Source organism: Amycolatopsis sp. NPDC059027 (genome assembly GCF_042739735.1).
GTDB lineage: Bacteria > Actinomycetota > Actinomycetes > Mycobacteriales > Pseudonocardiaceae > Amycolatopsis.
In genome coordinates, this window is the sequence record NZ_JBHYIK010000083.1 from 20,292 (window position 1) to 39,771 (window position 19,480).

Below are 19,480 nucleotides of genomic sequence, written 5' to 3' on the forward strand. Positions count from 1 at the left end.
TCGCGGGCGGGCAGCCTAGCCACCGAGGGCTCGCTTCATGACCTTCCCCATGTCGTTGCGTGGCAACGCGTCGAGGTACCGGACGACCCGCGGCCGCTTGTGGGGAGTGAGCAGCCGGGCGACATGGTCGGCCAGTTCTGCCGCTGTCGGCGGCTCGCCGTCCGGCACGATCCACGCGACGATCCGCTCGCCGAGGTCGTCATCCGGTTCGCCGGTCACCGCGGCCTCGGCGACGCGCGGATGTTCCAGCAGGGCGTTCTCGATCTCACCGGCGCCGATCTTGTAGCCGCCACTCTTGATCAGGTCCGTCGCCTTGCGGCCGACGATCCGGACGTACCCGTCGGCGTCGCGCGTCGCCATGTCACCGGTGCGGAACCAGCCGTCGTCGAACGCGGCCGACGTCGCGTCCGGCCGGTTCAGGTACTCGGTGAACAGGTTCGGGCCACGGACCTGGATCTCGCCGACGGTGTCGAGTTCGTCGATCCGTTCCCCGTGTTCACCGACCAGCCGCAGCTCGACGCCCGCGAGCGGGACGCCGACGGTGCCCGGTTTGCGCTCGCCGTCCGCGCGGACGCTGGTGTTCATCAGCGTCTCGGTCATCCCGTAGCGCTCGATCACCTGCTGGCCGGTGGCCGCGGTGATGCGCTGATGGTCGTGCACCGGCAACGCCGCGGAGCCGGACACGAGCAGCCGCGCGCCGCGTAGCGCCTTCGCGAGCGTTTCGTTCTCAGCGACTTCGCCGGCGATGCGGTGGTACATCGTTGGCACGCCGAAGAGCATCGTCGCGCCATCGCCCAGCTCGCGCGCCACTCCGTCGGTGGAGAACCGGCCGAGATGGCGCACGGTCCCGCCACGCCGAAGCGGCCCGAGAATGCCGAGGATCAGGCCGTGCACGTGGAACAGCGGCAGCGCGTGCACCAGGACGTCGTCGGCGGTCCACTGCCAGGCGTCCTCGAGCGCGTCGAGGGTCGTGACGAGTGCGCGGCGAGGGAGCACGACGCCCTTGGGCGGACCCGTGGTGCCGGAGGTGTAGACGATCAGCGCGGGTGTCTCGGCGCCGGGTTCCTCCGGTAGTGCCTGCGGTGTGGTTCGGGGGTCGATGTCGATGTCCCGGCGCGGCAGTGCCGACAAACCGTCCGGAAGGTCGGCGCCTGGCTCGGCGAGGACCAGCGCCGGCTCGCTGTCGGACACGATGTGCGCGAGCTCCCGCTCGCCGATCTTGGGGTTGATCGGTACCACCGGGACCCCCGCGAGCAGGGCGGCGACGACCGCGACGCTGGTGTGCAGGCTCGGCGTCGCCCAGACGGCCACACGGCTCTTCGGCAGGTCACGGGCGAGCGCGCCGGCGACGGCCGCGAGTTCGTCGTAGGTCAGCGTCTGCTCGCCGAAGCGGAGAGCCTGCTTGGGGGAGCCGCTCGTGAGGGCGGGGAACAACCGATCGGGCACCGCGGGACCTCCTGTTGCGCACTTCGCCGTCTGCCGGACGCCTCGAAATCGCACCGTACCCCGCACGACCCTGCCCCCGCTGAGACCTGGTTCACACCCCGCGCCGGACTGCGTTTAGCCCGCTAAACGCAGTCCGGCGGGCTCGTCGGGAGGCGCGGGGCGTCGGGGGCCGGGACCAGGGGCCGACAGGCCCGCCGGAGTCCTTAGCGTGCCTAAGCGCCGCGTTTAGCCCGCTAACTGCACGTCGGGGCGGGGGCCGTAGGCTGGGACACCGTGTTGGTACTGGCGATCGATACGTCGACCCCGGCGGTCACCGCGGGTGTCGTTGTCGTGGACGCTGCGGGAGACGCCGCCGAGCTGACCACGCGCGCCGAGCGGGTCACCGTCGATCCGCGGGCCCACGGCGAGCTGATCACCCCGCACGCCCTGGCCGCCGCCGAGGCCGCAGGGATCACGCTCAAGGATCTCGACGCGATCGTGTGCGGCGTCGGTCCCGGGCCCTTCACCGGCCTGCGCGCCGGGATGGCCACCTCAGCCGCCCTCGCCCACGCACTCGGCGTCCCGGCGTACCCGGTCTGCAGCCTCGACGCCATCGCGGCGGACGTCACCGGCGACACCCCGTTCCTCGTGCTCACCGACGCGCGTCGCCGCGAGGTGTACTGGGCGCGCTACGACGCCGACGGCACGCGGGCGGACGGCCCGCACGTCCAGCGCCCGGCCGAACTCGACGTCACCACGAAGGTCGCCGCGGGCGATGGCGCGGCGCTGTACGCCGACACGCTCGGCGTCCAGCCCATTGGACCCCGTTTCCCGTCGCCCGCCGGACTCGTCAAGGTTGCCCGGGAGAGCTTGCTCGCCGGGGAGCCGCCCGCCGCGCTCACTCCGCTCTACTTGCGTCGCCCCGACGCGGCCGAGCCGGCAGGCCGCAAGCGAGTGACCGCGCCATGAGGCTCGAACCGTTGCGCCGCAAGGACATCGCCCGCTGCGTGGAGATCGAGAAGATCCTCTTCCCCGGCGACGATCCGTGGAGTGCCTGGGCGTTCCAGGCCGAACTCGACGCCGGGAACTTCTACCTCGCCGCCCGCCCGGACGACTCCGACGAGCTCGTCGGGTATGCCGGGCTTGCCGTCGTCGGCCGCAAGCGTGGCGAGTACGAGACGAGCGTGCACACCATCGGTGTCGTCCCCGAGTCCCAAGGGCAGGGCATCGGCACGGCGTTGTTGCGCGCGCTGCTGGAGCGTGCCGACGAACTGGACGCGCCGGTCTTCCTCGAAGTCCGCACGGACAACGACGCGGCCATCGCGCTCTACGAGCGGCACGGTTTCGAGCGGGTCGGCATCCGGAAGCGCTACTACCGGCCTTCCGGCGCCGACGCCTACACGATGGTCCGCCCGGCGCGGACACGAGCGGACGAGGTGGCGGGCTGATGTCGCGCATCATCATGGGCATCGAGAGCTCGTGCGACGAGACCGGCGTCGGCTTGGTCCGGCTGCACGACGACGGCACCGTCGAGCTGCTCGCCGACGAGGTCGCCTCCAGCGTGGAACAGCACGCGCGCTTCGGCGGTGTGGTGCCCGAGGTCGCCAGTCGGGCCCACCTCGAAGCGATGGTCCCGACCGCGGAACGGGCTTTCGCTACGGCAGGTCTTGCACTGTCCGATGTGGACGCGATCGCTGTCACGGCCGGCCCCGGCCTCGCGGGCGCGTTACTCGTCGGCGTCGCGGCGGCGAAGGCGTACGCCACGGCGCTGGGTGTTCCGTTGTACGGTGTGAACCACCTCGCCGGGCACATCGCCGTCGACACCCTGCAGCACGGCCCGCTTCCCGCACCGTGCCTGGCCTTGCTGGTTTCCGGTGGGCACACACAACTGCTGCGGGTGGACGACATCGCCTCGAAGATCACCGAACTCGGGTCCACAGTGGACGACGCGGCCGGTGAGGCCTACGACAAGGTCGCCCGCGTACTCGGCCTGCCCTATCCTGGCGGTCCGCCGATCGACAAGGCCGCCAAGAACGGCGATCCGCGGGCGATCGCGTTCCCGCGCGGGATGACCGGACCTCGGGACGCCAAGTTCGACTTTTCCTTCTCCGGCCTCAAAACAGCGGTCGCCCGGTGGGTCGAAGGCGCCGAACGTCGGGGTGAGGACATCCCCGTAGATGACGTCGCGGCGTCGTTCCAGGAAGCCGTCGCCGACGTGCTCACCGCGAAGGCGATTCGGGCGGCGAAGGAGCAGGGCATCGGGACCCTGGTTATTTCCGGTGGTGTGGCGGCGAATTCGCGGCTCTCGGCACTGGCCGCGGAACGGTGTGCCGAGGCCGGGATCGAACTGCGGGTGCCGCGGCCGAGGCTGTGCACGGACAACGGCGCCATGATCGCGGCGCTCGGAGCCCACGTCGTCGCTGCCCAGCGTCCCGTGGCTGCGCTGGACTTCTCGGCCAATCCGGCGCTGCCGGTCGAGGTCGTCTCGATCTGAGGTGCCGTCGGTGTCGCGGATTCCCTTGTCAAGGTTTTCTTGGCACGAGCGGAGTTTCCGTGACAGCGCCGCCGCTATACACCGCGTGTAGAGCGATAGCAAAGGTCCCTTGCTCTCCCCCGGAGTGGCGAGAGGGACCGAGGTGACACCTGTGACCGCCGGTTCTCGCGCCGCGAACGGCACGAGCGGACCATTCGTCCCGGCCACGCCCAGGACACACACGACAGCCCGCCGTACTCAGCCGTGTGTGGGAACGACCTCGAGATCGGTGACCGTGCCGTCCGCCAGACCGAGCAGCTCGGAGATCGCGGCCACCGCGAGTTCGGCCGCATTGCCGTCGCCGTAAGGATTCCCGACCTGTGCGGGCTGGAGTTCACCACGCAGCAGGCGCGCCGCGGTGTCCGCGATCAGCGCGGTGTCGGTGCCGACGAGCCACGCGCAGCCCGCGTCGACCGCCTCCATCCGCTCGGTCACCTCGCGCAGCACCAGCACCGGCGTGCCGAATGTGGGCGCCTCCTCCTGGATCCCGCCGGAGTCGGTGAGCACCAGTGACGCCAGCCGCAGCGCCCGCACCAGGTCCGGGTACTCCAGCGGTTCGGTGATCGTCACCCGCGGCAGACCGTCCAATTCGGACCGTACCTGCTCGCGGACCGCCGGGTTCGGGTGCACCGGGAACAGCACCTGGACGTCGGGATGCTCGGCGACCATGAGCCGGACAGCCGCGAGCGTGCGGGCGAGCGGTTCGCCCCACGATTCCCGGCGGTGCGAGGTCACCAGGACCAGTCGCTCGCCCGCCTCGGCGATCTCGATCTCCAGCAGTGCGAGAGCCGTGTCGCGCGCGGGAAGATCGCGCGCCGCGATGGCGAGTACGGCGTCCACCACGGTGTTGCCGGTCACCGCGATCTGTTGCCGCGCAATGCCTTCCGCGCGCAGCGCGGCCGCGGCGCCGATGGTCGGCGCCAGGTGGAGCGCGGCGATGCGCGCGATCATCTGGCGTGTCCCCTCTTCGGGGAACGGCGCCGCGAGGTCATGCGTCCGCAGCCCCGCCTCGAGATGGACGACCGGGACACCCCGCCAGAACGAGGCGAGCGCGCCCGCCAGGCCCGTCGTCGTGTCGCCTTGGACGACCAGCGCGGCCGGGGCGCACCGTCGCAGCGCGTCGTCGATGGCCGGGAGCAGTCCCGAGACGAGTTCGGCCTGGCTTCCGGTGATCCGCGGCGGCACGTCGAGCCAGGCGTCGACGCCGACACCGAAGGGCACCAGCGCCTGCTCGACCATGCCCTCGTGCTGGCCGCTGTGCACCAGCAGCGGCCGCAGCCCGGGGTGCGCGTCCAGCGCCAGCACCAGCGGTGCCAGTTTGACCGCCTCCGGGCGAGTCCCGGCCAGCAACATCACGTCCATGATTCGGTGCTCCTTCCTGCGCCTTGCGGGACACCCTCGGATTCGAGTGTCCGGGAAAACCCCGTGTCCGGCCGGGCGGACGGCGTACGAGGGGCGTACGCCGTCCGCCTGCTTGGCCGTACCGGTCAGGCCCGCGACCTGGCGAGCCGCCGGTTGCGGCGATACGCGGCGTACACCGCGACGATCCCGAGCACCACCAGGATCACGCCGACGGTGAGCCACCACCCGATGTCGGCGCCGGTGGCGGCCAGCGTGCCCACGCCGCCACCCGCCACGCCGACGCCCGCGCCTGGCATCTTGTACATTTCCGCCTCACCTCAGTCCGGTCAGGCCGCGGTCGCCGAGCGCCGCTTGCGGATCATCCAGGTGCCCGCGGGAATCGCGACGGCGCCAAGCAGACCGAGGCCGATCCACAGACCCGCGCCGGACGCGAGCGGCATCGGCGGCGCGGCCGGGCCGCAGGTCGCCGAGGACACGATCACGTCACCGGAGCCGAGCGCGTCGAGCCCCTCGCCGAGCAGCTTCACGTGGAGGCCGTTCACGGTGAGGCTTCCGTCGGGGTTCTTGATCTGCTCGTTGAGGATGATCGTCGCTACATTGACCGGGCCGAGACCGACCTTGAGCTGGGTGTTCGCGGCGGGTTTCGAGTCGACGGCGCCCAGGCTGCCGAGGTTGGCGCCGACCAGCGTGGTGCTGCCCTCGACACCCTTCTGCGTCGCGGTGCACACGGCTTCGACGGCCTTGACCCCGACGGTGCCGAGCGCCTTCTGCAGCAACGGCAGGCCGACGTCGGCGGTGCTCGCCTTCGCCGTCACCGCACCGGAGTTGTCATCCCGCTTCGCTTCGGTGTTGATCGCGCCGGCGGTGAGGATGCCGGTCAGATCCACTTTGGCCAGGCTGTTCTGGACGGGACCGTTGGTGTTCGCGGCGGCCAGTGGCCCCGCCTTCACCGCGTCCAGGCCGAGGAGCTTCACATCGACCTTGACGCCATACGCGGAGCCGTCGCCGGGCGCCGCGTACGCGGGTGCCGCTCCGACGAGGGCGATGCTCGCCACCACCGCGGCGAGCAGACCGCTTCGTCGCATGAGGTGCCTCTTCATCAACTGATCCTCCGATTGTCTTCCCAAGGCGCACCGCTACGCGGATGAATACCGCCTCCAGAATTCGGCACGCGGACCCTGTATCGCCGGGGCCCGCGGAAATGGCACAGAAGAAACTGGCGAATCACCGGTTCGGGTGGATTTTCGACGCTTTTCACCAGGTCGGTGGAACGTTCACTCTCTTGGTCTAACAAGTTGCCGGCACAAGGGGCCGAAAGGCCCAGTCGGCTCCCCGGTGCAGGGGATCCCGCTGGCCCCCGGTCGCCGGAATGGCTTACGCTCGAACCGGGGTCCGCAGGTTCGTCGAGAACGTCCAGCCGTCCGGCAATCATCGACAGCGAGAGGATCGTTGTGGCCGTAGCGAGCGCTCCCATGTCAAGTCCCGCAAGGTTTCCGCTGCGTATCGCGGTCCTCGCGGTGCTGGCGGCCGGGGTGGGTCTGGTGCTGGCCGAGCGGCTGTACCGCGAAATCGAAGTACAGCTGGCAGGTTTGATCCTGCGGGTCATCACCTCATCGGGTGTATACGTCGTGGGCTCCCGGGAAACTGTCTACTTTGGGTTATCGAGTGATACTCCGTTCGGGTTACGGATGACTCCGGAATGCTCGTCGGTTTTTCTCTTGCTGCCGTTGTTGTTGGTGACCTCGGTCATGTTGTATTTCCGGCCGAATAATGCCAAGAGGCTGTTTTTGTCACTGTTGTCGGCGGCTGTCGTCGTGTTTTTTGTCAACCAGTTGCGCATTCTGACGATCGTCTGGCTCGTGTTCGGCCTCGGCACCGACGAGGGCTACTACTGGGGTCACACGCTGCTCGGGTCGATGGTCAGCGTGCTCGGTGGCGCGGTGTCGCTCGTGCTCTTCGTGTGGCTCGCCACCCGCAGGACGAAGGCGGGCAGGCACGCCGCGAAGGCCGCGTCATGAGCGGAGGCGGGCTGAAGATCCTGCTGGCGGTCACCCAGGCGTTCGCGCTGACGATGAGCGTGGCGTTCATCGTCTACGTCGTCGTGATCGTCGTGCCCTACCTACGGCGCAAACCGGCGCCGGTGGGCGATCCCGACGACTTCGTCTGGCACTTCTTCGTGCCTTGCCGCGACGAACAGACCGTCATCCGCGAGACCGTGCGGTACCTGCGGACGACGTTCCGGCGCGCGCACGTCTGGGTCGTCGACGACGACTCGGAGGACCGCACCGCCCGCGTCGTCCGCTCGCTCTGGCGGCGCAACGGCGCCTACGACCCGTACCTGCACCTCGTGCCGCGCACGCGGCCGGAGGCGCGAACGGGAAAGGGCGATGCGCTCAACGCCGCGTATCAGGCCCTCAACGACTGGATGGGACCGGACGCGCGTCGCGACGACGTCGTTGTCGTGGTGGTCGACGCCGACGGGCGTCCCGCCCCGAACTGCCTCGAGGTGTGCGCCGCCGGGCACCTGTTCGGCGACGGGACGATCGGCGCCGTCCAGCTCGACGTCCGGATGAGCAACGTGACCACCCGTCCGCCGGGCCGGACGTGGTTCTCCCGCGCGTTCGGGCTCAAGCTCGCGCAGTTGCAGGACCTCGAGTTCCGCACCGCGATCGCGGCCATCCAGACCTCGCGCGGCTTCACCGGCACGATCTCGATGGGCGGCAACGGGCAGTTCACCAGGCTGAGCGCGCTCGACTCGATCGCAGGCGAGGACGAGCAGCCGTGGCGCGGCTCGCTGCTGGAGGACTTCGAACTCGGCGTGCACCTGCTCACCGCGGGCTGGCGTACCGGGTTCACCCCGGATTCCCATGTGGCGCAAGAAGGTCTGTACAGCCTGCGGCGCTTCCTCGTGCAGCGCACGCGCTGGGGTCAGGGCACCATGCAATGCGCGCGGTATCTGCGGCGGATCTGGGACTCGCCGCACGTCAGCACGCTCGGCGCCGCCGAGATGATGTACTACCTGGCGCAGCCGTGGATGCAGCTGATCGGCTCGCTGCTCTACCCGATCCCGTTCGTGCTGCTGCTGATCAGCACCGCGGGCGATCCGGCGCAGGTGTGGACGTGGTTCACCGGCGGTGCCTGGATCCTCTTCGCGATCTACGGTTCGTTCGGGCTGCTGCCGTTCGTCGTCTGGGGCCCGATCTACCAGATGAAATGCCTGCGCAGCAAGAACATCCTGCGCGGTATCGGCATTGGGCTCGCCTACGCGGCCTACATCTACACCTTCTACATCACGTCGTGGCGCGCGCTGTTCCGGCTGATCCGCGGCCGCAACGGCTGGGCGAAGACGCGGCGCAACACCGAACAGGCCGCCGGGGTGAAGGTCGCGCTGGACAGCTGAAACCCGCGTGCGGTCCAGAGTGGACTCCGCCATGATCGGCGGGGTGAACGTAGCTGTCGAACCTCCCGCCCGGCTCGGCGAAACGGCGCTGCCGGACGGCCGGGTGCTCGGCTGGGCCGAGTGGGGCCCGGCCGACGGCGTGCCGGTCCTGTTCAGCCCCGGCGCGGCGACCAGCCGGACGCTGGGTTTCGGTGCCGACGTCGTCGGCGAACTCGGTATCCGGCTCGTGTCGGTGGACCGGCCGGGACTCGGTGTGTCCACATCGGACCCCGGCCGTGGCTTCGCCGACTTCTCACGGGACATCGGCGTGCTGTGCGCGGATCGTGGGCTCGGTGTTCCCGCGATCGTCGGGAACTCCCAGGGCGCGCCGTTCGCGCTGGCCTGCGTCGTCGAAGGCGTCGCCGGCCCACTCGCGCTGGTGTCGGCCGCCGACGAGGTCTCGGCGCCCGAGTTCTGTGGCGTGCTTCCGGATGCGTTGGCGGCGTTGGTGCGTCAGGTCGCTGAGGACCCCGACAGCGCCGAAGCCTTCTTCGCGGGCTTCAGCGCCGAGGCGATGCGAGACCACGTCCTGGCGTCAAGCCCTGACGTTGACGTCGCCGTGTACACCGCTCCGGCCTTCGACGCCGCGTACCGCCGCGCGCTCGCCGAAGCGTTCCGACAGGGGAGTGCTGGGTACGCGCGTGACACCGTCCTCGCGATGGGGCGCTGGCCGTTCGACCTCACGCGGATCACCACGGCTGTCGACGTCTGGTACGGCGAGCTCGACACCAGTCACTCACCCGACAACGGCGTCACCCTGTCCGCGCGGATCCCCGGCGTCACCCGGCACGTCGTCCCGGACATCGGGGGCGCGCTGCTCTGGACGCACGCCCCCGAAATCCTCCGTGACCTGCTGACCCGAGTGCGTTTAGCGGGCTAAACGCACTCGGGCGGGCTCACCAGACCGGCTGGACCTGCACGTCGTCGGCCTTGACGTAGGCGATCCGGTGCCCGAACTGGATCTGGACGTACCGGAGCTTGCCCTTGACGACGACATGCTGCGCCGGGTCGAACGTCGTGGCCGAGAAGTACTCGGACCCGACCGTCCCGCCCGAGGAGTACCGCTGCCCGGCCGCGAACGTGTACGGGAGCGGCACCAGCTCCTGCGGCGGCACGTTCGACGGGTAGGCCGAGGCTTCCGGGAAGGCCCGTCCGTAGACCGGCACCGACGCGAGCCCGGGTTTCGGCGTGACGGCGAACCCGAACGCGGGCTTCGCGGTGCGCTCGTCGCGCGGGTTGTGGAACCAGCCCTTCTGGCCGAGGTACCAGATCGCGGTCCAGTCGCCGCGGGTTTCGGCGACGACGTACCGCTGCCCGGTCGCGACCCTGCTCCCGACGTCGGCGACGTCCATTGTGGACGGTGAGCCGTCGGGGTGCAGTCCGGCGTCGAGCAGCAGCGGCGCGGTGTCGCTCGGCTCGGTGTGCAGCACGACGGCCTCGGATCCCCTTGCCGGGCAAGGCTTTCCGGCACCGTCGCAGCCGGTGAACGCGGGCTGGTTCGTGGCGAAGTCCGGAGCGATCGTGACCAGTGGCGAGCCCGGCCTGCCGAAGCCGTCCAACGGCGCGCCGAGCAGGTCGAAGTAGTGCGACCAGTCCCAGTACGGGCCCGGGTCCCAGTGCATGCCCTTGATCGTCGCCGGGGTCGTGCCCGGCACGTTGTCGTGGCCGATGATGTGCGCGCGGTCGAGCGGGATGTCGTACTTGCGCGCCAGGTAGCCGACCAGCTTCGCCGACGCGCGGTACATCGCCTCGGTGTACCAAGTGCCCTTCGCCGCGAACCCCTCGTGCTCGACGCCGATGGACTTCGCGTTGACGTACCAGTTGCCCGCGTGCCAAGCGACGTCCTTGGTCGGCACGTGCTGGGCGATCAGGCCGTCCGCGGAGCGGACCGTGTAGTGCCAGCTGACGTAGGCCGGGTCCTGGGCCAGCTTGAGCACCGAATCCCAGTAGCCCTCGGTGTCGTGGATGACGATGTGGTCGATCTTCTGGTCGTTCGGCCGGTCGGCAATGTCGTGGTTGCCGTAGCCGCCGTCGGGCAGCTGCTGGTAGGGCGCGGGCACCGATTCGCACGCGACCCGTTTCGGGCACTCCGGCGCGGGCGGCGCGTCGGCGCGGAGCCCGAGCGCGCCGAGCTGGCCGCGAGCCGGGGCGAGCCCGGGAGCCGCGGCCAGGCTGATGCGCTGGCCGTCGTCGGTGGTGCGGGACGTCCCGGCGGCGATGGTGTCGAAGACCTCGTCGGCGAAGGCCTGCGCGGCGGCCGTGCCGTCGGCGCCGCTGTAGCGCGCGACCGCGCCGTACCAGTCCGCCGGGTTGTCGCTGCGGACGCCGAGTTTGCGCTGGTAGTCGGCAAGCAGCGCGGCGCCGCCCCGGACGTTGGCGGCCGGATCGGCGCGCAGTGTCGCCGGGTCGGTGTGCGTGAGCGCCGCCGCGGTGTCGACGGTCTGCAGGCCGGGCGCGGGAGGGGCCGGGGCGGGAGCGCTCGGGCGCAGGGCGGGCCGGGCGCTGTCCCCGCGCGGGTCCTCGGTGCCCTCGTCGTGATGGCTGCCGCCGGAGCCTGCCGAGCGCAGATCCGTGAGGTGCATCGGGCCGTAGCCCGCCGCGGTGCTGGGCGTCCCGTGGTTGGTGTCCCAGCGGGACTCGAGATAGGAGACGCCGAGCAGGACGTTGAGCGGCACGCCGAACTCGCTCGCCGCGGCGGCGAAGTCGCCCTGGCGTTGCTGATCGGTGGGGGCGGCCTGAGCCGGGGCGGCGGTGGCCAGCCCGGCCAGGAGCGTGGTGGCGGCGATCGCGGCGGCGGTGCGGCGCGACATACGTGACTGCATGAAGGCACTCTCCAGTGGTCGGGCAGCCGATGGCCAAAACCTAACCAGAACCGGCGCACCCCGGGTAAGTCCCCGAGTGCGTTGAGGCAGATCTCAGAGTGCGTTTAGCCCGCTAAACGCACTCGCTGGCAAAGTGGAGGGCATGGTGGGGGTGACGGAACTGCTGGCCGACCGGGACCACGTCTTCGTCGGTTTCGACGGAGTGGTCTGCACGGTTTTCGACACCACGGGGGCACGTACCGCGGCGGACCGGCTGAAGCCGCTGGTCGGCCACGTCCTTCCGGACGAGGTCGCGGCCACCGGCGACCCGTTCGCCGTGCTGTCCTACGCCGCGAGCTGCGGCCCGAACACCGCGGACGCCGTCCACCGGCAACTGGCCCGGCTGGAACTCGAAGCACTGGTCGTCGCAGGCCCCGTGCCCGGCTCCGTCGAGCTGATCGGCGAACTCGCCTGGCGGGGATTCACTGTCACCGCGGTGGGCAACCAGTCGATGGACGCGGTGCGAAGCCACCTCTCGCTGCACGACCTGCAGTACGAGGTCAAACGGATCAGCGCCCGCGCGTCCGGCGATCCGGCCTTGCTCCTGCCCGGCACCGCGCTGATCGACGCCGCCGTGCGCGGAGTCGGCGCGTCGCCGGACCAGTGCGTGCTGATCGGCGGCACGCCGCCCGAACTCCAAGCCGCCCGGGCCGCCGGCGTCGCCACCATCGCGGTCGCTCCTGTCGCACCCCTCACGCCACCACCGGACGTCGTCGTCGCCGACCTCGCCGAGCTGCGTTTAGCGGGCTAAACGCAGCTCGGGCTCAGCGTGAGGGCACCTTTCTGCCCGGATGCACGGGCTTAGAGGCTCCGGGTGTCACGATCGATTTCGCCGGGTTCTCCGGCGAGACCAGCGTGCTGAGGAGATCATGCGTCGGCACACGTTGGCCATCGTCGACTCCGTGACCGAACTCGCCGAGCTGGGCCTGATCAGCAAGGCCACCGCCCAGGTCCGGGTGCACCCGGCGCCGCCGATGTTCAAGCTCTACCTGATCAACAACGAAGAAGCCTTCTTCGGCTTCTACCCCGTCCGCGAACACGTGATCAACTTCGGCGACGAGACCACGGCGATCTACGACCTGATGGGCAAGGACGCCGTCTTGTTCCACCACTCGATCAGCGACGACGACACTTCCACCGGCTCGCAGTACGTCGAGCAAGCGCGGACATGGTTTGAGAGCGTGTGGGACAGCGTTGCCGAGGACTTCCAGCGATGAGCCCTGCCGACCTGCTCACCCAGGCCCGCGTGCTCCTGCTCGACTTCGACGGCCCGGTCTGCTCCGTCTTCGCGGGCATCCCCGCGCCCGTCGTGGCCGATCAGCTCCGCGGAATCCTCGCCGAGGGCGGTCACGCCGAGCTGCCCGAAGACGTGGCCGTCAGCGCGGACCCGTTCGACGTCCTGCGCCACGCCGCCACCCTCGGCCCCGACGAGGCCCGCTACGTCGAAGCCGCCTTCACCGCCCACGAAGTCGAAGCCATCCCCACCGCCACACCCGCCGACGGAGCCCACGACCTCATCGAGGCCTGGCACGCCACCGGCCGCCCGCTGGCCATCGTGAGCAACAACAGCACCGCAGCCATCAGCGTCTATCTCGACCTCTACAACCTCCGGTCCGCCGTCGACACCGTCTCCGCCCGCACCAGCGCCGACGTCGCCCTGCTCACACCCAGTCCGTACCTGCTCCGCCAGGCGATCACGACGCTGGACGCCGCCCCGGGCGATTGCGTGTTCGTCGGCGACTCGGTGACCGATATCCAGGCCGCCCACGCCGCAGGCGTCCCAGCCCTCGGCTACGCCAACAAGCCCGGCAAACACGCCAAGTTCGCCGCCGCTGGAGCGGACGCGATCACCGAGACCCTGGCCGGCCTGGTCCCCGTCTCATGAAGGTCCCCGCGGAACTCGCCCGCTCCATCCGCACCCGCTGGCCGAACCGCGCCGACCAGTGGCTCACCGCCGTCGAACCCGAGCTAACCGACCTCTGCCACCGCCACAACGCCACCCCGCACCGCATCCTGCCCGCGCGATACGCGCTCGTTGTCGCAGCCAGAACCCCGGACCAGAACCTCATCCTGCGCGCCACCCCCGACCCGGACGCCGATGCTCAAACCACTGTCGCGAAGGCCCTAGCCGACATCGACGTCGACCCTGCCATCCACGAGGCGACGACCACCGAAACCGGCGCATGGATCGTCATGGACCAGGTCATCCCAGGCATCCCACTCGCCGACGCTGCTCCGACCACGATCATGCTTGACAAATCTCACCGCCCCGCTCGGTGCCATAGCCACCGCACAACCGCCTGGCGCTTTGCCCAGTCTCATCGACTGGCTTCGGCAACGCCTCGTCGACGACAAACCCACTGATCTCCCGCCTGGCGAAACCCTCGCATCCATCGCCGAGCGTAAGTACGCCCTCGAAGTGCTCGACGAGTTGGCCGCTGGTGCCTACTTCGGTCTGTGCCATGGAGACCCATCGCCGTGGAATATTCTACAGGCGGCTGGGGGACAGTGGATGCTCATTGACCCGCGTGGGATTTGTGGCGAAGTCGAATACGGCGCGGCTCTTATGGCACTCAAAATCTCCGGCGCCGTGCCATCGCTGCCTGATGTAGCCGGACTGATCGCCGAGGCAGCGAAACTTGATCCCAAGCGTGCCCGAGCCTGGGAGATTGTTGCTCGTGCTGGTCGAGTCTGATATATCGGCATGTTCACGGGAGACGAACCGAGTCTTTGCTATTTTCGAGGTTGTTCTAGTCTGTGAGAGCCGGTGTATCTCTGTGTATAGATGAGTGATTGAGTGTGTTGCTGAGAGTCAGCATCTTAAGTATAAAGAGCGCCTCGACGTTCGGTACTGGTATTCAAAGTGTCCACTACGAAAGTGCAGACGTTAGTCGTTCAAGCTTTGCTCTATGGCGACAAGTCTTTCTGTGGCCTGGATAACTCCCAGCTCGCATGCTAAGGAGTACCAAATTTGGGCAGCGTCAAGTCGTTGCTGTGATTCCATGAGTTGACCTACCCTGAAAGAAAACTCTGAGGGCACAGATTCTGCGGCCATCCTAATGGCGGTCCCTTTTTCTAGCATGTTTGTTTTAAATGCCAGGAATTCGAGCAAGAAGATCGTCGTAGAGGCTGACTCGCTGTTTCCGTTTAAGTAAAGTTCTTCTAATCTTTTGTGGAGTTCATTAAACAGGAGATCCATGCTTAGACCCTTCTTTAGAAAGGCGCATGGAACGCATACTTTTTGCACAATGCACGCGTTGGCAAGACCAACCAGTCGGCGACCGTCTTTGTAGTAGTCCTTATCAATAATTCCCTCTTCGATCTTCTTTTGGATGATTAATTCCATGATTGGGTGGCCGCGCATGCTCGCCATGAGGGAACATGATAAAAAGTATGGACTATCAACTGGAAGGTTATCAGCTAAAGTGTGCCAAACTTCACCGGGTATAGTCGAAACGCGGGCGAAGTTTATCTGCTCTTCATCGCCTCCAGCTGAACGGCTTATTGTTGCTTTATTTTGTGCGTAGTCAACCAGGTAGTCGAATGCCTTGAATGATCTGCTGTCGCCTTTAATGAGGCAAGAGTTAGCGCCGTGAACTTTCTCGGTCGCCCACAAAAACGCGTCTTCAAAGTTTGCCTTAGGGTCCGCGGCTACGTCTTCCTTGGTAAGGTACCCGACACAGGCTGCCTTCAGCCAATCTTCAGGGATCTGAGCTTGGTAACCTGCTCGATATATGTCGACTGCTGCAGAGACTAGGGCGGCTCCGAGTCGGTTGCCGCCCTCGGAGCCCGTAAGCCAGCGCTGAAGAACTGCGGGGCCAGCTGCAATTAACTCGATTACGCCGTAGCCATTGTTGTGAGAATCAAGTGCAAAGGCAATACGCGGATCGCCGCGCAGTTTATACGCGTCAAAAAGTTCGGATTGATCGAGTTCTTTGGATAAGTAGGTGGCTGTGAAGTTTAGGAGCAATCTCTGCACCTCTGGCACTTGCAAGTTTGCGCGTTCTCCAACGCTGATAAACTGTTCGCTAAGCGTTTCTCGTTGCTTGGCTCTGATTGTAGCTACGACTACTGTTTTCAGATCACCAGATGCCAAAACTCGTAAGAGTCCGTCGTCTAATCCGTCGGGAGATAGGAACCTTTCTAGATCGTCCAGCCAAAGGATCTTGTTCTTGAAGCTATATCCAGCCCTGACGGCTGTTCGTAGCGTGGCGCCGTCTTGAGGAATTACGATGCGTAAACTATATTTTAAAGTATGGGAGTACCTCTTGACGGCTTCAAAAGCAGTCCGTGTTTTGCCTGAAGCTGAGTCGCCTTCAATCAGTACTAAGTGGTCTTCTTTCATCTTGGCGTCGAGCTCTTGGTCAATGCTTCTTGAGATGTAGGGCGTTACATAGTGAGCGCCCGCTGCTCTCATGGCGGAATGTGCCCGTAAGTCTCGATAGAGGTCCAACTTTTTCAAGGGTTTATCTGTCAAAAGACCTGAGGCTTTCATTGCCCGTAGTATCTCGTGCTGCTCACCTTTATGCTTTATTGCCAGCTTAGGTAAGTCGGCCAGAGGCTTTGCGATGGCTGTGAAGAAGGTTGCAGCAGCTGCAAGAACGGCCGATGAACTTCCAACGGCAACGGGCAGGCTACCAAGAAAGGTCATGGCGGCAGCGGAAATTGTCAGAAATGCGAATATTGCCAATAGTATGCTGCGAATTGGCATTAGGTCACTCAACCGCCTCTTCTGGAGGTAGTTATACTTTTATGTGGCAACATCCTACAGCAGGCAGACTGTAGGTGTGCAAGAAAGACTATTACAGTGGACTGCGGGAAGATCGAATAGCTCGATGGACGACTGTCGTCGGCATGCGGCGCGGACAGTGGTTTCATGGGCGTGTCAAACTAGTATCCGGTGCTCGGTTGGTCGATCAGTGTCGATGTTGATCAATTCGTCTAGATCTCGTTTGTGTGGAACCGTCACAGTGGTTGGCGTGTGTTTGTTGCCGAATTTGGCTCCATGGGATCAAGGAGCCGCCGTCGGCGGCGCGCACGTCACCACGCGTACGGCGGCCCCGCCCGAGTGCGACACGACGGCCTGCCGCTCCGCTCCGGCCGTCGGCCGCCGGGCAGGCCCGCCGACGTGGCGGTGAGGCACGCGCGCCGTCGACGGCGACTGACAACCCTGTGAGCCGCATATGGGCATAGACGCGATCAAGCCGCATGACGGTACGTCCTGCCAGGTCACCATTGGCGGCCGTTCCTCGCAGGCGATCGTTTAACACCGGCCCGCCAGCATCAAGGGCGCCGTTGGCGTCGCTTCGCGATGAGCTGCGCTCACCCTTGACGCCGACGCCCCGGCGCTAACTGCGGCAGAGGCGAGGAAGACGGGGGAGGGCAGCCATCACGTCCGGTGCCCCCCGAGCCCGACCAGCCGGAGAGGTGCCGACGATGAAGCAGCCGAGCCGACGACTCAGCCCGAACCAGGCCTCGTTGTGGAGCCGCTTCGAACTGGTCGACTGGCAGGCACGGGTGCGCCACGCGTGCACCCGCGCGCGTGCGGGCGCGGGCATACTGAACGTGTCCGCCCGGGCCGGATCGTGGGCGCCGCGTAATCCTCGCGAAATGAACCGGCTGGTCAGGCGCTCAGGAGGCGAGTTTCACCAGCGTGAGGGCACCCTCCTTGCGAAGCTGGCACTCCCGTGGCTAGAGTGCTAATTGCACGGCCCGAACACGCCCCGGCACCCGCGACGGCGGGGGTGGTAGGAGCCGTAAGTCATTACGTACCTGCCAACGCTTTCGACGACCGTGGAGGTCAACCCGGTGAGCGTGAACATCAAGCCGCTCGAGGACAAGATCGTTGTCCAGACGAGCGAGGCCGAGGAGACGACCGCTTCCGGCCTCGTCATCCCCGACACCGCCAAGGAGAAGCCCCAGGAGGGCAAGGTTCTGGCCGTGGGCCCGGGCCGGATCGACGACAAGGGCAACCGCGTCCCGCTGGACGTGGCGGTCGGCGACGTCGTCATCTACTCGAAGTACGGCGGCACCGAGGTCAAGTACAACGGTGAGGACTACCTGATCCTGTCCGCCCGCGACGTGCTGGCCGTCATCAACTGACGACCGCTCGCAGCGCATGACGCCCCGGGCCCCGCACAAGCCGGGGTGCGGGGCGTTCTTGCGTTCAAGAGACACCGAAAGGTAAGCGGAACTCGCTATGCCCAAGCAGATCAGTTTCGACGAGGACGCTCGTCGCGCGCTGGAGCGCGGGGTGAACAAGCTCGCCGACGCGGTCAAGGTCACCCTCGGCCCGCGCGGGCGTCACGTCGTGCTCGACAAGAAGTTCGGCGGCCCGACCATCACCCTCGACGGCGTGACCGTCGCCCGTGAGGTCGAGCTGGACGACCCGTTCGAGAACCTCGGCGCCCAGCTCGCCAAGAGCGTCGCCACCAAGACCAACGACGTCGCCGGTGACGGCACCACCACCGCGACTGTGCTGGCCCAGTCGCTGGTGAAGGTCGGCCTGCGCAACGTGGCCGCCGGCGCCAACCCGGCTTCGGTCGGCCGCGGCATCGAGGCCGCCGCGGAGAAGGTCGTCGAGACCCTCAAGTCCAAGGCGACCCCGGTCAAGGGCCGCGACAACATCGCCCAGGTCGGCACGGTCACCTCGCGTGACGCGGCCATCGGCGCCCTGCTCGGCGAGGCCGTGGAGCGGGTCGGCGAGGACGGTGTCATCACCATCGAGGAGTCGTCCACGCTGGCGACCGAGCTCGTGGTCACCGAGGGTGTGCAGTTCGACAAGGGTTTCCTGTCGGCGCACTTCGCGACCAACCCCGAGGACCAGAAGGCCATCCTCGAGGACGCTTACATCCTGCTGTTCCGCGAGAAGATCTCGGCGCTGGCCGATCTGCTCCCGGTGCTGGAGAAGGTCGTCGAGGCCAAGAAGCCGCTGCTGATCATCGCCGAGGACGTCGACGGCGAAGCGCTGTCCACCCTCGTGGTGAACTCGCTGCGCAAGACGATCACCGCGGTCGCCGTCAAGGCGCCGTTCTTCGGTGACCGTCGCAAGGCGTTCCTGGACGACCTCGCGGTCGTCACCGGCGGCAACGTCATCTCGGCCGAGATCGGCCTGAAGCTGTCCGAGACCGACCTCGGCTCGCTGGGCCGTGCGCGGCGGGTCGTCGTCACCAAGGACGACACCACGATCGTCGACGGTGCGGGCACCAAGGACGCGATCGACGGCCGGATCGCCCAGATCCGCAAGGAGATCGAGACCACCGACTCCGACTGGGACCGCGAGAAGCTGCAGGAGCGGCTCGCGAAGCTCGGCGGCGGTGTCGCGGTGATCAAGGTCGGCGCGGCGACCGAGACCGAGCTGAACGAGCGCAAGCACCGCATCGAGGACGCCGTGGCTTCGACCAAGGCGGCCGTCGAGGAGGGCATCCTGCCCGGCGGTGGCTCGGCGCTGGTGCACGCGGTCAAGGAGCTCGAGGGCGGCCTCGGCCTGACCGGTGACGAGGCGACCGGCGTCCGGATCGTCCGTGACGCGCTGACCGCGCCGCTGTTCTGGATCGCGACCAACGCGGGCCACGAGGGCGCTGTCATCGTCAGCAAGGTCCAGGAGCAGAGCTGGGGCCAGGGCTTCAACGCCGCCACCGGCGAGCTCACGGACCTGATCGGCGCCGGCATCGTCGACCCGGTCAAGGTGACCCGGTCCGCGGTGGCGAACGCCGCGTCCATCGCCCGGCTCGTGCTCACCACGGAGAGTTCCGTGGTCGAGAAGCCGGCAGAGGAGGAGCCCGCCGCGGCCGGTCACGGCCACGCGCACTAGCTCCACCGGTTCGTCCCGAAGCGGGGCGGCACTCCCACCGGAGTGCC

19 protein-coding genes are annotated in these 19,480 nt (G+C 67.3%); 13 read left to right on the forward strand and 6 right to left on the reverse strand.

What is annotated here, in order from left to right:
• Positions 1 to 15 precede the first annotated feature (15 nt).
• On the reverse strand, positions 16 to 1,446 hold the full coding sequence (locus ACFWY9_RS38320) for an acyl-CoA synthetase (protein ID WP_378331262.1): 1,431 nt from the start codon (positions 1,444 to 1,446) through the stop codon (positions 16 to 18).
• Positions 1,447 to 1,719: 273 nt separating this feature from the next.
• Between ACFWY9_RS38320 and tsaB the strand changes: the two genes are divergently transcribed.
• The 3 genes from tsaB to tsaD are packed head-to-tail and all read left to right on the forward strand — an operon-like array spanning position 1,720 to position 3,919.
• Positions 1,720 to 2,394, forward strand: a complete 675-nt coding sequence (gene tsaB / locus ACFWY9_RS38325) for a tRNA (adenosine(37)-N6)-threonylcarbamoyltransferase complex dimerization subunit type 1 TsaB (protein WP_378331263.1) — start codon at positions 1,720 to 1,722, stop codon at positions 2,392 to 2,394.
• Positions 2,391 to 2,873 carry a ribosomal protein S18-alanine N-acetyltransferase gene (gene rimI / locus ACFWY9_RS38330; protein ID WP_378331264.1) on the forward strand — a complete coding sequence of 161 codons (483 nt, stop codon included), beginning with the start codon at positions 2,391 to 2,393 and terminating at the stop codon, positions 2,871 to 2,873. Before tsaB ends, rimI begins: the two co-directional genes overlap by 4 nt.
• Entirely contained in the window at positions 2,873 to 3,919 is a 1,047-nt protein-coding gene (gene tsaD / locus ACFWY9_RS38335; protein WP_378341179.1) for a tRNA (adenosine(37)-N6)-threonylcarbamoyltransferase complex transferase subunit TsaD, read from the forward strand. Before rimI ends, tsaD begins: the two co-directional genes overlap by 1 nt.
• Positions 3,920 to 4,156: 237 nt before the next feature.
• On the opposite strand, the gene wecB is transcribed toward tsaD, so the two are convergent.
• The 3 genes from wecB to ACFWY9_RS38350 form a co-directional block, all read right to left on the reverse strand.
• A complete protein-coding gene (gene wecB / locus ACFWY9_RS38340; protein WP_378331266.1) occupies positions 4,157 to 5,320 on the reverse strand; it encodes a non-hydrolyzing UDP-N-acetylglucosamine 2-epimerase in 1,164 nt (387 codons plus the stop codon).
• A 125-nt stretch (positions 5,321 to 5,445) separates the two neighbouring features.
• The gene (locus tag ACFWY9_RS38345; RefSeq protein WP_378331267.1) at positions 5,446 to 5,625 is read right to left on the reverse strand and encodes an LPXTG cell wall anchor domain-containing protein; all 180 of its coding nucleotides are present in this window, start codon (positions 5,623 to 5,625) and stop codon (positions 5,446 to 5,448) included.
• Between the two features lie 21 nt (positions 5,626 to 5,646).
• Complete coding sequence (locus ACFWY9_RS38350; protein WP_378341180.1) at positions 5,647 to 6,420, reverse strand: choice-of-anchor P family protein; 774 nt, start codon at positions 6,418 to 6,420, stop codon at positions 5,647 to 5,649.
• A 372-nt stretch (positions 6,421 to 6,792) separates the two neighbouring features.
• Here ACFWY9_RS38350 and xrtP point away from each other — a divergent pair, with 372 nt between their 5' ends.
• From xrtP to ACFWY9_RS38365, 3 genes are read left to right on the forward strand one after another with little or no spacing between them, the layout of a single operon-like run.
• The gene (gene xrtP, locus ACFWY9_RS38355) at positions 6,793 to 7,338 is read left to right on the forward strand and encodes an exosortase P (RefSeq protein ID WP_378331269.1); all 546 of its coding nucleotides are present in this window, start codon (positions 6,793 to 6,795) and stop codon (positions 7,336 to 7,338) included.
• Positions 7,335 to 8,720, forward strand: a complete 1,386-nt coding sequence (locus tag ACFWY9_RS38360) for a glycosyltransferase (RefSeq protein ID WP_378341181.1) — start codon at positions 7,335 to 7,337, stop codon at positions 8,718 to 8,720. Before xrtP ends, ACFWY9_RS38360 begins: the two co-directional genes overlap by 4 nt.
• Before the next feature lie 43 nt (positions 8,721 to 8,763).
• Positions 8,764 to 9,639: an alpha/beta fold hydrolase gene (locus ACFWY9_RS38365; protein ID WP_378341182.1), complete on the forward strand. Its 876-nt coding sequence runs from the start codon at positions 8,764 to 8,766 to the stop codon at positions 9,637 to 9,639.
• Positions 9,640 to 9,655: 16 nt separating this feature from the next.
• On the opposite strand, the gene ACFWY9_RS38370 is transcribed toward ACFWY9_RS38365, so the two are convergent.
• The gene (locus tag ACFWY9_RS38370) at positions 9,656 to 11,581 is read right to left on the reverse strand and encodes an N-acetylmuramoyl-L-alanine amidase (RefSeq protein WP_378341183.1); all 1,926 of its coding nucleotides are present in this window, start codon (positions 11,579 to 11,581) and stop codon (positions 9,656 to 9,658) included.
• Between the two features lie 142 nt (positions 11,582 to 11,723).
• Here ACFWY9_RS38370 and ACFWY9_RS38375 point away from each other — a divergent pair, with 142 nt between their 5' ends.
• The 5 genes from ACFWY9_RS38375 to ACFWY9_RS38395 all read left to right on the forward strand — a co-directional run bounded on the left by ACFWY9_RS38375 (position 11,724) and on the right by ACFWY9_RS38395 (position 14,315).
• Positions 11,724 to 12,371: an HAD family hydrolase gene (locus tag ACFWY9_RS38375; protein WP_378341184.1), complete on the forward strand. Its 648-nt coding sequence runs from the start codon at positions 11,724 to 11,726 to the stop codon at positions 12,369 to 12,371.
• Between the two features lie 118 nt (positions 12,372 to 12,489).
• Positions 12,490 to 12,837 carry a hypothetical protein gene (locus ACFWY9_RS38380; protein WP_378341185.1) on the forward strand — a complete coding sequence of 116 codons (348 nt, stop codon included), beginning with the start codon at positions 12,490 to 12,492 and terminating at the stop codon, positions 12,835 to 12,837.
• The gene (locus tag ACFWY9_RS38385) at positions 12,834 to 13,505 is read left to right on the forward strand and encodes an HAD family hydrolase (RefSeq protein ID WP_378341186.1); all 672 of its coding nucleotides are present in this window, start codon (positions 12,834 to 12,836) and stop codon (positions 13,503 to 13,505) included. Before ACFWY9_RS38380 ends, ACFWY9_RS38385 begins: the two co-directional genes overlap by 4 nt.
• The gene (locus ACFWY9_RS38390; RefSeq protein ID WP_378341187.1) at positions 13,502 to 13,984 is read left to right on the forward strand and encodes a hypothetical protein; all 483 of its coding nucleotides are present in this window, start codon (positions 13,502 to 13,504) and stop codon (positions 13,982 to 13,984) included. The genes ACFWY9_RS38385 and ACFWY9_RS38390 overlap by 4 nt, the downstream gene beginning before the upstream one ends.
• Before the next feature lie 55 nt (positions 13,985 to 14,039).
• The gene (locus tag ACFWY9_RS38395) at positions 14,040 to 14,315 is read left to right on the forward strand and encodes an aminoglycoside phosphotransferase family protein (RefSeq protein ID WP_378341188.1); all 276 of its coding nucleotides are present in this window, start codon (positions 14,040 to 14,042) and stop codon (positions 14,313 to 14,315) included.
• A gap of 192 nt (positions 14,316 to 14,507) precedes the next feature.
• Here ACFWY9_RS38395 and ACFWY9_RS38400 read toward each other — a convergent pair whose 3' ends face one another.
• Entirely contained in the window at positions 14,508 to 16,271 is a 1,764-nt protein-coding gene (locus tag ACFWY9_RS38400) for a hypothetical protein (RefSeq protein ID WP_378341189.1), read from the reverse strand.
• Positions 16,272 to 17,428: 1,157 nt separating this feature from the next.
• Between ACFWY9_RS38400 and groES the strand changes: the two genes are divergently transcribed.
• Both groES and groL read left to right on the forward strand, forming a co-directional pair.
• The gene (groES, locus tag ACFWY9_RS38405) at positions 17,429 to 17,722 is read left to right on the forward strand and encodes a co-chaperone GroES (RefSeq protein WP_009072407.1); all 294 of its coding nucleotides are present in this window, start codon (positions 17,429 to 17,431) and stop codon (positions 17,720 to 17,722) included.
• A gap of 97 nt (positions 17,723 to 17,819) precedes the next feature.
• The gene (groL, locus tag ACFWY9_RS38410) at positions 17,820 to 19,433 is read left to right on the forward strand and encodes a chaperonin GroEL (protein ID WP_378341190.1); all 1,614 of its coding nucleotides are present in this window, start codon (positions 17,820 to 17,822) and stop codon (positions 19,431 to 19,433) included.
• Positions 19,434 to 19,480 lie beyond the last annotated feature (47 nt).

Excerpts from the sequence above, each read along its gene's own strand:
- rimI (WP_378331264.1), top strand. The coding sequence starts at position 2,391 with ATGAGGCTCGAACCGTTGCGCCGCAAGGACATCGCCCGCTGCGTGGAG.
- tsaD (WP_378341179.1), top strand. The coding sequence starts at position 2,873 with ATGTCGCGCATCATCATGGGCATCGAGAGCTCGTGCGACGAGACCGGC.
- wecB (WP_378331266.1), bottom strand. The coding sequence starts at position 5,320 with ATGGACGTGATGTTGCTGGCCGGGACTCGCCCGGAGGCGGTCAAACTG.
- ACFWY9_RS38345 (WP_378331267.1), bottom strand. The coding sequence starts at position 5,625 with ATGTACAAGATGCCAGGCGCGGGCGTCGGCGTGGCGGGTGGCGGCGTG.
- ACFWY9_RS38350 (WP_378341180.1), bottom strand. The coding sequence starts at position 6,420 with ATGAAGAGGCACCTCATGCGACGAAGCGGTCTGCTCGCCGCGGTGGTG.
- xrtP (WP_378331269.1), top strand. The coding sequence starts at position 6,793 with ATGTCAAGTCCCGCAAGGTTTCCGCTGCGTATCGCGGTCCTCGCGGTG.
- ACFWY9_RS38360 (WP_378341181.1), top strand. The coding sequence starts at position 7,335 with ATGAGCGGAGGCGGGCTGAAGATCCTGCTGGCGGTCACCCAGGCGTTC.
- ACFWY9_RS38370 (WP_378341183.1), bottom strand. The coding sequence starts at position 11,581 with ATGCAGTCACGTATGTCGCGCCGCACCGCCGCCGCGATCGCCGCCACC.
- ACFWY9_RS38375 (WP_378341184.1), top strand. The coding sequence starts at position 11,724 with ATGGTGGGGGTGACGGAACTGCTGGCCGACCGGGACCACGTCTTCGTC.
- ACFWY9_RS38380 (WP_378341185.1), top strand. The coding sequence starts at position 12,490 with ATGCGTCGGCACACGTTGGCCATCGTCGACTCCGTGACCGAACTCGCC.
- ACFWY9_RS38385 (WP_378341186.1), top strand. The coding sequence starts at position 12,834 with ATGAGCCCTGCCGACCTGCTCACCCAGGCCCGCGTGCTCCTGCTCGAC.
- ACFWY9_RS38390 (WP_378341187.1), top strand. The coding sequence starts at position 13,502 with ATGAAGGTCCCCGCGGAACTCGCCCGCTCCATCCGCACCCGCTGGCCG.
- ACFWY9_RS38400 (WP_378341189.1), bottom strand. The coding sequence starts at position 16,271 with ATGACCTTTCTTGGTAGCCTGCCCGTTGCCGTTGGAAGTTCATCGGCC.
- groL (WP_378341190.1), top strand. The coding sequence starts at position 17,820 with ATGCCCAAGCAGATCAGTTTCGACGAGGACGCTCGTCGCGCGCTGGAG.